This is a genomic window from Pseudoalteromonas sp. SWYJZ98 (genome assembly GCF_015864495.1).
GTDB lineage: Bacteria > Pseudomonadota > Gammaproteobacteria > Enterobacterales > Alteromonadaceae > Pseudoalteromonas > Pseudoalteromonas distincta.
Window position 1 is genome coordinate 1 of record NZ_JADYXA010000009.1, and the last position, 13,206, is coordinate 13,206.

Here is a 13,206-nt window from a genome sequence, read left to right on the forward strand (position 1 = left end):
GTGTTGCTTGCAGTGCTTGTTCTATATTCACAAAAAAATCCGTAGTTAGTTTCCTAACTACGGATTTTGCATGATCGTTTGGATCGGTCAACCGGTCATTTTCTTAACTGATCGGCATTAGCCAATTGGCGCTTTTTTTATTTGTATAAAGGGTTATTTATATAGCCAGTTTATTCACCGTAACTAGATTCAAAAAAGCTTTCTAAAATAATAACCGCAGACATATTATCTACGTTACCTTTACCTAAGTTTTTATAGCCGCCACTTTCAAAAAGTCGCGCTTTAGCGTCCGCTGTCGTTAAGCGCTCATCCTGTGTTTGCACAGGAATGCCATAATGATTATGCAATCTGTTGGCAAACTTTTTTGCTTTAAAGGTAACCTCTTGTGATGTTCCATCCATATTTAGTGGTAAACCAACAACCATTAAGTCAGGCTGCCACTCGGCTACTTGTACGGCGATATGGTCCCAATTAGGAATACCATCTTGTGCTTTTACAGCCTTAAGGCTAGACGCACTGCCGGTTAACTCTTGCCCAATAGCAATACCAATACTTTTGGTGCCAAAGTCAAAGCCCATTACAGTGCGTTCGCCTTGCGGCTTAAGCGATTTTTTTGTCATGTGTATCTTGTTTAAGTTTGCTAAGGTTAAGTTACTATTATGCGTGACCAGCTTCAGGGCTAAGTTGGCTAATATCAAAGCCCAACATTGAAACTGCTTTTTCCCATCGTTTTTCAACGGGGGTATCAAAAATGATCTTCGGATCGGCTTCTATGATCAACCAGCTGTTATCAAGTAACTCTTGTTCGAGTTGTCCTTGCTCCCATCCTGAATAACCAAGTGTAATAATAAATTGATCAGGTGCTTGTGCAGTGGTTAAGTTTGCTAAAACGTCTTTTGAGGTAGTGATCATAATATCGCTACTGAGTTTTTGACTTGCTGAATAACCCGATTGGGGAGAGTGCAGTACAAAACCACGGTCAGTTTTAACGGGTCCACCTGCAAACACAGTTACTTTTGCTGCGTTTTGAGTTTTGTCGTTATCAATTTCTATTTTATCTAAAAGTTCGCCAACAGTAACATCAATAGGTTGGTTTATTACCAAGCCCATAGCCCCATCTTCGTTGTGCTCACAAATATAGGTAACAGCACGTTTAAAAAAAGGGTCTTGCATCGACGGCATCGCGATTAAAAAATGATTTTCTAATGACTGCATAGATTTCACCCTTTTTAGTTAATGAACTTTGAGTATGGCATAGTTATTTAAATTGACATAAAAAGCCCATTAATTGCATGAAAGGCTTAAACTAATGGGCTTTTTATTGTGGTAATTACTTACCTAATTTACGCTCAATTGCATCAAATAAAATACCTGTGATAGAAATATCATAAGCAGCTTCAATTTCGCGTACGCACGTTGGTGCAGTTACGTTAATTTCAGTTAATTTATCGCCAATAATATCTAAACCTACAAATATTAAGCCTTTTTCTTTGAGCGTTGGTGCAACAGCTTGCGCTATTTTTAAATCTGATTCGCTAAGTGGACGGGCTTCACCTCGACCGCCTGCAGCCAAATTACCGCGTGTTTCACCATTTTGTGGTATACGCGCTAAACAATATGGAATAACTTCGCCATCAACTACTAGTACGCGCTTATCGCCTTGTTTGATCTCTGGAATGTAATTTTGCACCATTGCGAAGCGGCTGCCATGCTCGGTTAACGTTTCACAAATTACACCAATGTTGGCATCGTCTTCTCTGATGCGAAAAATCGATGCGCCACCCATGCCATCAAGCGGCTTTAAAATAATGTCTTTATGCTGTGCTAAAAATTCACGAATTTGTTTTTGGCTACGTGTAACAAGTGTGTCTGGCGTATGCTCGCTAAACCATGCTGTAAACAGCTTTTCGTTAGCATCGCGAAGGCTTTGTGGCTTGTTAATTATTAACGTACCTTCTTGTTCAGCACGCTCTAAAATATACGTCGCGTAAATGTATTCAGTATCAAAAGGAGGGTCTTTACGCATCAAAATTACGTCAAGATCGGCAAGGGCTATAGTGGCTTTTTCTTCAAGCTCATACCATTTTTCTGCATTATTAAACACTTGCGCTTTAGACGCTGTAGCGTACGACTTGCCTTTACGAAGAGATAAATCGTCCATCTCCATATAATAAATTTCGTAGCCACGTTCTTGCGCTTGCATCATCATTGCAAAACCGGTGTCTTTTTTGATGTTAAATCCACTAATAGGATCTGAAATAATACCTAACTTAATTGCCATGCGCTGTGCCTTACTATAAATGTTACTGTTTATATGAGGGTGCTTTTAGTTATTTCAATTAGCTAAATCGCCAAATTGAAGTTGTAATGCACTTAAGACCGTTAAAGCGGCTGTTTCCGTTCGTAAAACGCGCGGGCCTAAGCGAATATCTACAAACTCTAGTTGTTTGGTTAGTGCCATTTCATCGTCGGTAAAGCCACCTTCGGGGCCTACTAAAAAGCGTACGCCATCTTTAGGTACCGTAATGGTTTTAATGCTGTGCTCAGCACGAGGGTGAAGAGTGAGCTTAATTGCATCGGTTTGTTGTGCAAGCCATTGTTTTAAATCTATAGGTGGGTGAATAATTGGCACAAAATTACGCCCTGACTGCTCAGCCGCAGCAATTGCAATTTTTTGCCATTGTTGGTGTTTTTTCTCAAGACGATCGCCCATTAGTTTCACACCACAGCGTTGACTAAAAATAGGGGTGATTTCGGTAATACCTAGTTCAACTGACTTTTGAATTGTAAAATCCATTTTATCACCACGGGATACACACTGACCTAAATGAATTTTAAGTGGAGATTCTACATCGTGAGGGTTAAGTTCTAATGGCATTACGACGACTGTTTTTTTTGTTACCTCAATTATTTCACTAAGGTATTCGCCACCTTCGCCATTAAAAATAGATACATGCTCGCCTACTTTCATGCGCAGCACTCTGCCAATATGCCCTGCAGCATCGTCATCTAAAGTTACAGGGGTGTTTAGGGCAATACTCGATGTTTGATAAATATGAGGAACTCGCATAGGGCGTCACTTACTACATAGCGTAAAATATATATTGCTATGGTAAGTAAGCTGGGGGCTGTGCGCAATTATTTATTTTTATTAAGTTGTTCGGCGAGATCTATTAAATCTTGTGGGGTATGCGCTATATCGTGGTGATTTTGCGAAGGTTCCGTTAACGTCTCATCGGTAACCCGGCTTAGTGTATAGCCTGTATCATCAAGATTTATTAAAAAGCGTTCTTTATGCAATGAGTTATAAATAAAGCGTTGCTTATCACTTGCGAGTAAATAATCGGTGCTATTGAAAAGGACCCCGTGTAAATCGTGATGATCTTTTAAGTAATTAATTAACTCAGAAACGCTTATTTCGTTTTCAAGATCGCAATAACTATAGTCTTTAATAAGCTCGTCAAACATCATTTTTACTAATTGGCGGGTATTACTCCCTGCAGCAATAAGTGTACTCGCTTTTGTTATGCCATTACTATTTACATAGTATTCGGCAAATGCGCGGCTAAATTCGTTGTCTATGTCAATTAACAAATAGTTCGTTATTTCAGGCGGCATAGAGCTAGGACCTTGTTGCATCTAAGTAATTACCATTATTACTTAAATGCAGACGTTTTAATTGCTGTATTTTCAGTAAAAAAGATCTAAAGAGAAAACATACTAATAAGTAAATAACCTATAGCACAAAAAACAGCAAATTCTATGCATGCTACCCCAATATTATCTTGATGGTCTATTTCAAGAGCCGTATCAATATTTGGTAAAGAGATAACTTTTATCACATACGTTAAGCCGTAAAGTAGTATCCACATTACACCGCAATGCATTACAAGTGTAAATATGTTTTCAACCATTTTACCGTTTTGAAATGCTGCGCTAGATAAACCAGCATATACAGCCAACGCTAAGCCAATTGATTTTCCAGCATATCTTATACCAATAGATGTATTTTCTAGGTTAAAGTTACTTTGTAGTGACGCACCTTGGTTTGCTTTTGCAAAACGGTGTTCTCGTATTTTGCTATCAAGTGCAAACATCCCCTGAAGTGTAAAAAAGCTAACGCAAGCAATAAGTAAGTTGCTAAACCCTTGGGTGTGCGTCCACGTGTACAAGCCCAGAGCAATAATACAGTTAGCGATTAACATTCCTGAGTCTACCAATGCAGCACATACATTTTGTTTTAGTATGGCAGCTTCTTCATTAAATCTGTGGAGTATCCATTTTCTGTGAATTAAATGGCCCACTTTTATAAAAGTGAATAAGAGAACAATAATAATTAACACTTTTAACGGGTTTGACTGTGCAGTGCTTACGCTTATTTCGTCAAATAAAAAGGCTATAGTGGCTATAACAACCGATATTTCAGATGCAAAACTAATACCCATGGCAAAGTTGTCGTGTTGCGCTAACTCATCTTTAAGCGCTTGTTTTGCTTTGATTTGAGTGACAACTCGTAAACAAAAAATAGTTATGCAAATAACCGCAAAACTAATGGCAATCGCAATAAAACTAGTGTTAGATAAAGACAAATATGACATGGTGATCCTAATTAAGTTAACCTTTCTAGGTTTTAATCATTCTAGTACGGTTATTGATGATATAAAAGAGAGGATTGATGAGTAACGTAAAGCAACTTCCTATTCAATTACAAAAACTTGGCTTGATGCGCTTTGAACAGTTATACCCGCAGCAAAGTAAACAAAGTGAAGTTGTAAGGTTATTAGCATTAAGCGACTTTGCTTGGCGCAGTTTAGAGTCACAACCTGATTTAAATACCTGGCTATTATGCAAAGACGAAATACAAAATAGAGTAATAGATTCTCCTTTTAAAAACCTGAATTTAGCTGACCTTGATGAAGCACAGTGTCATAAAGTACTTCGTCAATATCGTGAAAAGTACTGGCTTAAAGTCGCCTTTTTAGATTTATGCTGTAATAACCCCATTGCCGATAGTATTAATTATATAAGCCAACTGGCTGACATGCTAATTAATAGCGCCAACCAATGGGCGCATGCACAGGTGGCAAAAGTAAATGGTGAACCGCTTGATGAGCAAAACCAAGCAATGCCGCTAATGGTATTGGGGATGGGGAAGCTTGGCGGACAGGAGCTAAATTATTCCTCTGATATTGATCTTATTTTTGCGTATCCGCGCAGCACAAAAACCCAAGGTGGCCGCAGAAGCCTTGAGGCCCAAGTGTTTTATACCAAAGTTGCACAAAAACTGATTGCAGCACTTAACCAAGCCACCGGTGATGGGCAAGTATTTAGAGTTGATATGCGCCTACGCCCGTTTGGCGAAAGCGGCCCTTTGGTTATGAGCTTTAATGCCATTGAAGATTACTACCAAGAACAAGGGCGCGACTGGGAACGCTACGCCATGTTAAAAGGGCGCTTAATTGGCACTCCTAATAAGTATTGGGATGAATTTATTAAGCTTTTAAAGCCGTTTGTTTACCGCCGGTATATAGATTTTTCGGTGATTGAATCCTTGCGTAAAATGAAGTTAATGATTGCACAAGAGGTTCGCCGTAAACGCTTAACTAATAATATAAAACTAGGCGCTGGTGGTATTCGTGAAGTTGAATTTATAGTGCAAGCCCTGCAAATGGTAAGAGGTGGGCGAGAGGCTAATTTACAAACCCAATCTTTACTCAAAGCATTAAATGAGTTGGCACTTAACCAAGTTATAGATGAGCAAGAAGCAAGCGATCTGAGGCGCAATTACCTTTATTTACGTAAAGTTGAGCAGTACCTTCAAATATTTGACGATCAGCAAACGCAAACACTCCCTGATGATGAATTGAATCAGCAGCGCTTAAATTTATTATTAGAACAAGCTGATTTTTCTGCCACTTTAAACACTATAGAAAAGGTGATGAAACAAGTTAACGGTGAGTTTGCACTTGTGATTGGCGAGGAAACCGTGCCACTTGATACCTGTGAAGGCGCATTTATTAGTGCTTGGGATCATGGTGATGTGAGCTTTTTAAAAGAGGCCAGAGATGAATGGCAAGCACCCCTTAACGATTTTAAATTAAGGCTGTCTAAGGTAAATATAGGTAACCGAGGGCGTGACACTCTTGATAAGTTAATGCCTGTTTTACTAAATCAATTAAATGACTTTAATGCCGGTGCAGCAGCTTTCACAATGGTTTGCCAAATTTTTAATAAGATAATTTCGCGTACTGCCTATTTAGAATTGCTTTACGAAAACCAAGGTGCATTAAAGCAACTTGTTTTACTGTGTTGTCATAGCAAATGGATAGGGGAGCATATTTCTCGCTACCCTATATTGCTTGATGAGCTAATAGATCCGGCGGTTCTTTATAAACCGACACCATTAACGGCTTATAAAGATGAAATAAGACAGTATTTTTTACGAATAGAGCATGACGATTTAGAACTGCAAATGGAGTCGCTTAGGCAATTTAAGCAAACGCATCAATTACGAATTGCTGCCGCCGATGCAACCGGTGTTCTTGACGTAATGAAAGTAAGCGATCACTTAACCGTACTAGCAGAGGCGATTGTTGACCAAGCTGTTAATATTGCATGGCATAACACTGTTAAGCGCTTTGGTATGCCCCCTGGCACAGATGATGAGAATAAAGGTTTTGCTGTTATTGCATATGGTAAAACAGGTGGCTTAGAAGTCGGGTACGACTCAGATCTAGATTTGGTGTTTGTGCATAATCATGATGGCTCAAGCCTAACTAATGGTGAAAAACCGATAGATTCTCGGCAGTTTTATTTAAAGCTCGCTCAGCGCTTAATGCATTTATTTAATACCCGTACTGCATCGGGCATTTTATACGAGCTTGATACGCGATTACGTCCTGAAGGAGCCTCTGGTTTATTGGCTATCAATTTAGAGAGCTTTAATCACTATCAGCAAACTCAAGCATGGACGTGGGAGCATCAAGCACTTGTTCGGGCTCGATTAATTTTAGGTCAAAACGATCTGATAGATCGTTTTTCACAAATTCGTAAAAATATACTTTGCCAGCAGCGCGATGATACCGTGCTAAAAGCTGATGTAATAAAAATGCGCGAAAAAATGCGCGACCATCTAGCGAAGGGAAATATTGATCAATTTGATTTAAAACAAGATGTTGGTGGCATGGCTGATATTGAGTTTATTACGCAATATTTAGTACTTAAACACGCAAACGAGTTTGAACAGCTTACAGTTTACTCAGACAACGTAAGAATATTAACGGATGCGGCAAATATAGGTTGTATTACTAAAGAGCAAAAGCAGCAGTTGATAAAAGCGTATATTGATTACCGCTCGTGTTATCACGTATTGAGCTTGGAGCAAAAAGGCAAATTGATCCCGCGAGAAACGTTTTTACAAGATATTACTAACGTAACTAATATTTGGAATAGTATTTTTGAATTGAATTGAATTGAATTGAATTGAATTGAATTGAATTGAATTGAATTGAATTGAAAAACCCAAGCGCTTGCTTGGGTTTTTGTATGTGTAAACCCTTAAACCTTTAGTTTTAAACAGTTTGTACGTACAAATTCTGATGGTAACTCGGTAATAACCGCTGCTCTTTGTTTATGGCAAAAGTAAGTATAAACCTCATGCTCAAAGTCATCATTTATAGCGCGTCCAATTTGGTACAGTGCTGAAGTAAAGTTACTGTCTACTCTAAAATGATCTTTAACTACGTAATCTTTACTTAAGTACCAGTAGAGCTCAATTCCCTCGTTTTTAGCATATTGATTAAGTACATCTTTAAGGGTTGTGCCATTTTCAAAGCGCCTAGGTTCAACCTCTCCAGTCCAAGTGGTCGGCATTGGATCTACTGTTCGCGCACGTTCAGCCAATACTCTATCCAAGGTTTGTTCTGGTGTTTTAAGTTTTAAAACAAATTGATCTCGTTCTTTATTACTTTTTACTTGGTTACGAATGGAGGAGTAAAAGCGTGATAGTCCTTCGGCGGCTGCATTTTTAGATTTTTTAATATCAAATACAGAACCATCACCCACTAAAAAGTATACGGCGAGTGCTATTAGCACGGCTGCAAATGATAAATGTCTAATCCAAAACCACATGATTATTACCCACCTTATTTGTTCCTATTATTGTTATACCATTACTTTTTATAAAAAGAAGGGGTATTTTTATCAGGTCGAGTTTTAAAGCGACGGTGCAGCCACATGTATTGCTCTGGAGCTGCATTTATACATAGCTCTACGCGTTGATTAACCCGTGTTACATCAGCCTTGTCATCACCACTTGGGAAGTTTTCAAGCTCAGGTACTACCTCTAAATGGTACTTACCATTTTCGTCACGGCGCGAGATTAAACTCATAGTTTCGCAGTTTTTACTGCCAGCAAACATAAGAGTACCTGTTGTCGTTGCAGTGTCGGGAACTGCGTAAAATGGGACAAATTCACAGCGGTTACGGCCGTAATCTTGATCGGGTAAGTAATAGCATACTTTTTTATTTTTTAATGATTTAAGCAAACCTTTTACATCTTTTCGGCCAATTAAGTATTCGTTAGAACGAAGGCGGCCATTAGTTGTAAAGTATTCCATTAGAGCGTTGTTATGAGGGCGATAAAAGCCTAAACCTTGGCATTTTAATCCCATTACACGACTTGCCATTTCAAGATGCAAAATGTGGGGAACAAGTAATAAAACACCTTTACCAGATGCCTGTACGCGCTCAAAATGCTCCAAACCTTTGATTGAGCCATATACACTTTTTACTCGCCACTGCGGCCACCACCAAGCCATGCCTGTTTCAACCATTGCAATGCCGGTGTTTTCCATATTTTTTAGTACAAGTTTTTTTTGATCTGCTTCGCTCATATCAGGAAAACACAGTTTAATGTTTACTTCTGCAATATGGCGGCGGCGTTTCATAAATTTATGGACTAAGCGGCCAAGTTGTTTACCCATTGCCAGCTGTAGTTTTTGTGGCAACCAAGAAATCAAATATAGAAATAAAACGCCAACCCACGTTAACCAGTATCGAGGGCCTAAAAAAGATGCTTTAAAAGGAGATGAGGTGACCACAAAAATCTCTCTGAGAATAAAAACGATAGTTTAACGCTAAGCGCTATAAAATACAAAAAGCCAGCTACATGCTGGCTTTGAATAAATCTATATTATGTTTAGCTGTAAAAGTTAAGCTGATTTTAAACCTTGGTTTATAGCAACTAAATCTTCACTTGTTAGTGTACCCGCAGCTTGTTTTAAGCGAAGGGTAGATAACACATAACGGTAGCGTACATCAGCAAGGTTACGCTTTGCATCGTATAAGTTTTGTGTACTTACTAGTACGTCAACAATGGTACGAGTACCTACTTCAAAACCAGCTTCAGTTGCTTTAAGGGCACTTTGAGCTGAAACAACGGCTTGCTCTAGCGCTTTGTAAGTCGCAATGTCAGAAACAACTTGATTATAAGATGTAATTACTGTGCGAGTGACTGCGCGGTAATTTGTTTCATAATCTTGGCTCGCTGATACGTAAAACGCACGCGCTTGGTTTGTTGCAGCAACCGTTGCGCCACCTGAGTATAAAGGTACGCTAAAGTTAAGCCCAACAGAACTTGAGTCTGAACGCGGTTGGTCATCAAAATTAGCGCCATTTATTTGAGTGTCTGTAAGAGAGTCACCATAACTTGCGCTTAGAGTTAGTTTTGGATAATGACCTGCTTTTGCTAATTCAATTTGATCTTTTGCAATATCAACCGTTACTTTAGACACCTGCAGGTTGATATTTTTATCTTCAGCTACTTTAACAAAGTCGCTTGAGCGCTTAGTTGGTTTAGTTGTTGAGAAAGTATCTGTATTTAAAAAGTCTAATTTTTCGTGATATTTACCAGTTATCTCACGAAGTTGCTCGCGTGCAGTTTCTACAGCATTACTGGCAATAATTTCTTGGGCTACTGAGTTATCAAACTGAGCTTGTGCTTCGTGTACGTCTGTTATAGCTGTTAAACCTACTGCATAACGTTGTTTTGTTTGCTCAAGTTGACGTGCAATGGCACGTTTTTCAGCTTCGACAAATTCAAGGTTATCACTGGCACTTAATACGTTAAAATAACCTTCAGCAACGCGTACAATTAAATTTTGTTTAGCTGCATCATATAGGCCGCTTGCTTGTAGAGCTTGCTTATCGGCAATATCTAAAGTGTTCCAAGCACCTAGATCAAATAATGTTTGGCTTAAACTTACACCACGAGAGAATTGGTCTGTGTCACTTTCAACTTTAACTTGGTTAGATAAGTCGCCAACGCTTTGGTACGACGTTGCATCGCTTTTTGTATAACCCATAGTTAAACCAATTTGAGGTAATAGTGCACTCATCGCCAAATCGCTTTGGTAAGACTGCGCATCGGCTTGGGCTTTTGCTTTTAAAACAGTAGGATCGTTAGCTGTTGCTATTTCAAAAACTTGTAGTAAATCTTCAGCTTTCACTGCTGTTGCACCTAGTGCGCATGATAAACTAACTAGCGCCGCAAGAATGTTCTTTTTCATGTGGGGTTCGGTCCTTAGACAATTTTTGTACTAAAAGCATGTTAACCTGTTTTACTGCATAACAAAAAAAATAATTAGTAAAACAGTATGTTCAAGTGTAACAGAATATATTAACGCATTTTAAAGCTTTAGATAAGTAGGAGGTAGGCACGTGGTTGATAAAAAGCTCGTTCAGTTTACACATAAAGATGTAAATCTAAAGCCAATAAAAAACCTTTATAAAGGTTTTTTTCAGGTTGATTTATACCAGTTTGAACATGCTCTTTTTGCGGGTGGAAAATCAGAGCTAATTAGCCGAGAAATATTAGAACGTGGCGATGCAATTGCAGTACTGCCTTACGACCCAATATCAGATACTGTTCTTTTGATAGAGCAAATACGTATTGGCGCTATTAAAAGTAAGCATTCGCCGTGGCTACTAGAATGTATAGCCGGAATGACTGACGGCAGTACGGATTACGAATCAGTTGTAAAAAAAGAAGCGTATGAAGAAGCAGGGCTTGAATTAACCGAGCTTGAATTTATGCTCTCATACCTATCAAGCCCAGGTGGAACAACTGAGCGCTTACACTTATATTTAGCACGTGCTGATTTAAGCCAAGTGAAATCAGGTGTATATGGCCTTGAAACTGAAGGCGAGGATATAAAAACTCATATTTTATCGGTTGATGATGCGCTAATGCGCCTCAATAACGGTGAAATGGATAATGCGGCAACGGTTATTTGTATGCAGTGGCTTGCGCTAAATCGCGAAAAAATGGCAAGCAAATGGGCATAAACTCTTACTAATATTATGGCGGAACTTTGACAGCACAATTAGCAACAAATCGATATATTCAAAGCCTCCCAAAGTATTTAACACTTTGTGAGCATAACTATGTGCGACTATTAAAGTTGTTACCGAGCGAGCGCAATATAGGAAGCATTCGTGAAGTAAAACTTGGCAACAGTGAATTTGCTACAAAAATTGATGGCAGCGCAAAATACACTATGGATATTTCAATTAAGCAGCTAACAGGAATGGTTAAAGGGATAGCGCCGCTGTATTTAACGGCTCGCTTGTATCACGATGCGAAAGTAGCTGAAATTATTCATCACGATTATCATCAACGCATAAAACCATCGTACGGATACCCCAACCCTAAAATGCATCAAAAAGATGAAAAGTATCAACTTAATGCTTTTTTATACGACTGGTTAGTGGCCTGTGTAGAGCACGGGCAAGCAACATTAAATTGGGATGTAAATAATGGCTTGGTTTGATGATGCATATACATTTGATAAATCATCTTTGTGCATTGCGCATATTACCGACAGCCATTTATTTGCAGATAAAAATGGTGAATATTTTAATGTAAATACTGCAGCCCATTTTGAACAAGCTTTGGCACACATCGCTGAGCAGCCTGTAGATTGCGTAATTTTTGGTGGTGATTTAACACAAGACCATAGTTTCGAATCGTACTTATTATTTAGTGAACTTGTAAATGCTAGTGACATCACTTGCCCTGTATTTTGGGTGCCAGGTAATCATGATGAACTAGCAATGCTTAGCCGAATAAGTGGCGGGCAAATAAATTCGGCTAAACATATTATTGCTAACGGGGTTGAGCTACTTCTTATTAATTCTAAAGGGCCTACACCCGCAGGATGGGTTACTGGCGCGCATTTAGATGAAATAACTGATGCTTTAGTCAACTCGAATAATAGTAAAGTTATCTTTTGTCATCATAATCCACTGCCAATAAATGGCTATCTTGATAAGCACTTATTAGAAAATGGTCCACAGCTTTTAAATATTTTAGTTAATAGTAATAATGTATCTGCGCTTTTTCATGGTCATGTACACAACGACTATGAACAAAATTTTAGAGGCTTGCCTATATATGCAAGTCCTGCCAGTTCAGTACAGTTTGTAAAATACACTCCAAAGTGGGAGCAAAAAAATGCGGGGCCTGCTTACAGAATGCTAAATCTAAAGAGTACAAAAGATAAAGTTGAAGTAAAAACGGAAGTGGTATGGCTAAGCGCGTAATTTATATTCACGGCTTTAATAGTTCACAAAAATCATATAAAGCTGTGCGCTTTGGTGAGCTTATGGCAAACTATGACGTTGATTATTGTGTACCGAACTTAAACCACGAGCCCCTACAAGCTATAATTGAGCTTGAACAATTGCTAACGCCAGATACCGTTTTATTAGGTAGCTCGTTAGGTGGTTTTTTTGCCACGTATTTATCGCAGCGTTATCAAATTCCTGCAGTGGTTATTAATCCCGCGGTCGCACCCTATAATTTATTACAGTCGTTACTTGGGCCTAATTATAATCCGTATCAAGATTATCATTACGATTTAAATAACAGTCATATTGAGGCGCTGAAATTACTCACTGTAGATAAATTAGCACATCCTGAGTTACTGTATTTATTACAGCAAACAGGCGATGAAGTGTTGAACTTTCAACACGCAGTAAAATATTATTCGCAATGCAAGCAATTGATAGAGTTTGGTGGCGATCATAGCTACGTTAAATTTGAACGCACCTTTGCAAGTATTGTAGATTTTCTTAAAATCACGTAAAACTAGTTAGCCTGAACTGAGGTTAGTTACTATATTAACGCTTTAGCGCATATAACAA

The 13,206-nt window shown here is 38.7% G+C and carries 14 protein-coding genes; 5 read left to right on the forward strand and 9 right to left on the reverse strand.

All coding sequences use genetic code 11. The annotated features are described in order from the left end of the window. Positions 1–170: 170 nt before the first annotated feature. The 6 genes from ruvX to I6F10_RS08270 form a co-directional block, all read right to left on the reverse strand. The gene (gene ruvX / locus I6F10_RS08245) at positions 171–620 is read right to left on the reverse strand and encodes a Holliday junction resolvase RuvX (protein ID WP_002961947.1); all 450 of its coding nucleotides are present in this window, start codon (positions 618–620) and stop codon (positions 171–173) included. Positions 621–657: 37 nt separating this feature from the next. Then, positions 658–1,215: a YqgE/AlgH family protein gene (locus tag I6F10_RS08250; protein WP_149593913.1), complete on the reverse strand. Its 558-nt coding sequence runs from the start codon at positions 1,213–1,215 to the stop codon at positions 658–660. 115 nt (positions 1,216–1,330) lie between these two features. Further along, on the reverse strand, positions 1,331–2,281 hold the full coding sequence (gshB, locus tag I6F10_RS08255) for a glutathione synthase (protein ID WP_154903711.1): 951 nt from the start codon (positions 2,279–2,281) through the stop codon (positions 1,331–1,333). 54 nt (positions 2,282–2,335) lie between these two features. Next, positions 2,336–3,070, reverse strand: coding sequence for a 16S rRNA (uracil(1498)-N(3))-methyltransferase (gene rsmE / locus I6F10_RS08260; RefSeq protein WP_002961950.1), 735 nt, complete (start codon positions 3,068–3,070; stop codon positions 2,336–2,338). Positions 3,071–3,138: 68 nt separating this feature from the next. After that, the gene (locus I6F10_RS08265; protein WP_002961951.1) at positions 3,139–3,639 is read right to left on the reverse strand and encodes a hypothetical protein; all 501 of its coding nucleotides are present in this window, start codon (positions 3,637–3,639) and stop codon (positions 3,139–3,141) included. A 65-nt stretch (positions 3,640–3,704) separates the two neighbouring features. Beyond that, positions 3,705–4,598 carry a DUF350 domain-containing protein gene (locus I6F10_RS08270; RefSeq protein ID WP_002961952.1) on the reverse strand — a complete coding sequence of 298 codons (894 nt, stop codon included), beginning with the start codon at positions 4,596–4,598 and terminating at the stop codon, positions 3,705–3,707. Between the two features lie 77 nt (positions 4,599–4,675). On the opposite strand from I6F10_RS08270, the gene glnE reads away from it, so the two are divergent. Continuing rightward, positions 4,676–7,471: a bifunctional [glutamate--ammonia ligase]-adenylyl-L-tyrosine phosphorylase/[glutamate--ammonia-ligase] adenylyltransferase gene (glnE, locus tag I6F10_RS08275; RefSeq protein ID WP_197098719.1), complete on the forward strand. Its 2,796-nt coding sequence runs from the start codon at positions 4,676–4,678 to the stop codon at positions 7,469–7,471. 86 nt (positions 7,472–7,557) lie between these two features. Here glnE and I6F10_RS08280 read toward each other — a convergent pair whose 3' ends face one another. The 3 genes from I6F10_RS08280 to tolC all read right to left on the reverse strand — a co-directional run bounded on the left by I6F10_RS08280 (position 7,558) and on the right by tolC (position 10,568). After that, positions 7,558–8,130, reverse strand: coding sequence for a toxin co-regulated pilus biosynthesis Q family protein (locus I6F10_RS08280; RefSeq protein WP_024596226.1), 573 nt, complete (start codon positions 8,128–8,130; stop codon positions 7,558–7,560). Between the two features lie 41 nt (positions 8,131–8,171). Beyond that, positions 8,172–9,101, reverse strand: a complete 930-nt coding sequence (gene lpxL / locus I6F10_RS08285; RefSeq protein ID WP_149593920.1) for an LpxL/LpxP family Kdo(2)-lipid IV(A) lauroyl/palmitoleoyl acyltransferase — start codon at positions 9,099–9,101, stop codon at positions 8,172–8,174. A gap of 111 nt (positions 9,102–9,212) precedes the next feature. Then, complete coding sequence (tolC, locus tag I6F10_RS08290; RefSeq protein ID WP_002961956.1) at positions 9,213–10,568, reverse strand: outer membrane channel protein TolC; 1,356 nt, start codon at positions 10,566–10,568, stop codon at positions 9,213–9,215. 151 nt (positions 10,569–10,719) lie between these two features. Here tolC and I6F10_RS08295 point away from each other — a divergent pair, with 151 nt between their 5' ends. The 4 genes from I6F10_RS08295 to I6F10_RS08310 are packed head-to-tail and all read left to right on the forward strand — an operon-like array spanning position 10,720 to position 13,148. After that, positions 10,720–11,346, forward strand: a complete 627-nt coding sequence (locus tag I6F10_RS08295; RefSeq protein ID WP_002961957.1) for an NUDIX domain-containing protein — start codon at positions 10,720–10,722, stop codon at positions 11,344–11,346. Positions 11,347–11,372: 26 nt separating this feature from the next. Further along, positions 11,373–11,831 carry a DUF1249 domain-containing protein gene (locus I6F10_RS08300; protein WP_002961958.1) on the forward strand — a complete coding sequence of 153 codons (459 nt, stop codon included), beginning with the start codon at positions 11,373–11,375 and terminating at the stop codon, positions 11,829–11,831. Then, positions 11,818–12,603, forward strand: a complete 786-nt coding sequence (locus I6F10_RS08305) for a metallophosphoesterase (protein ID WP_197098720.1) — start codon at positions 11,818–11,820, stop codon at positions 12,601–12,603. Before I6F10_RS08300 ends, I6F10_RS08305 begins: the two co-directional genes overlap by 14 nt. Next, on the forward strand, positions 12,588–13,148 hold the full coding sequence (locus I6F10_RS08310; RefSeq protein WP_165743893.1) for a YqiA/YcfP family alpha/beta fold hydrolase: 561 nt from the start codon (positions 12,588–12,590) through the stop codon (positions 13,146–13,148). The genes I6F10_RS08305 and I6F10_RS08310 overlap by 16 nt, the downstream gene beginning before the upstream one ends. The last annotated feature ends 58 nt before the right edge of the window (positions 13,149–13,206 follow it).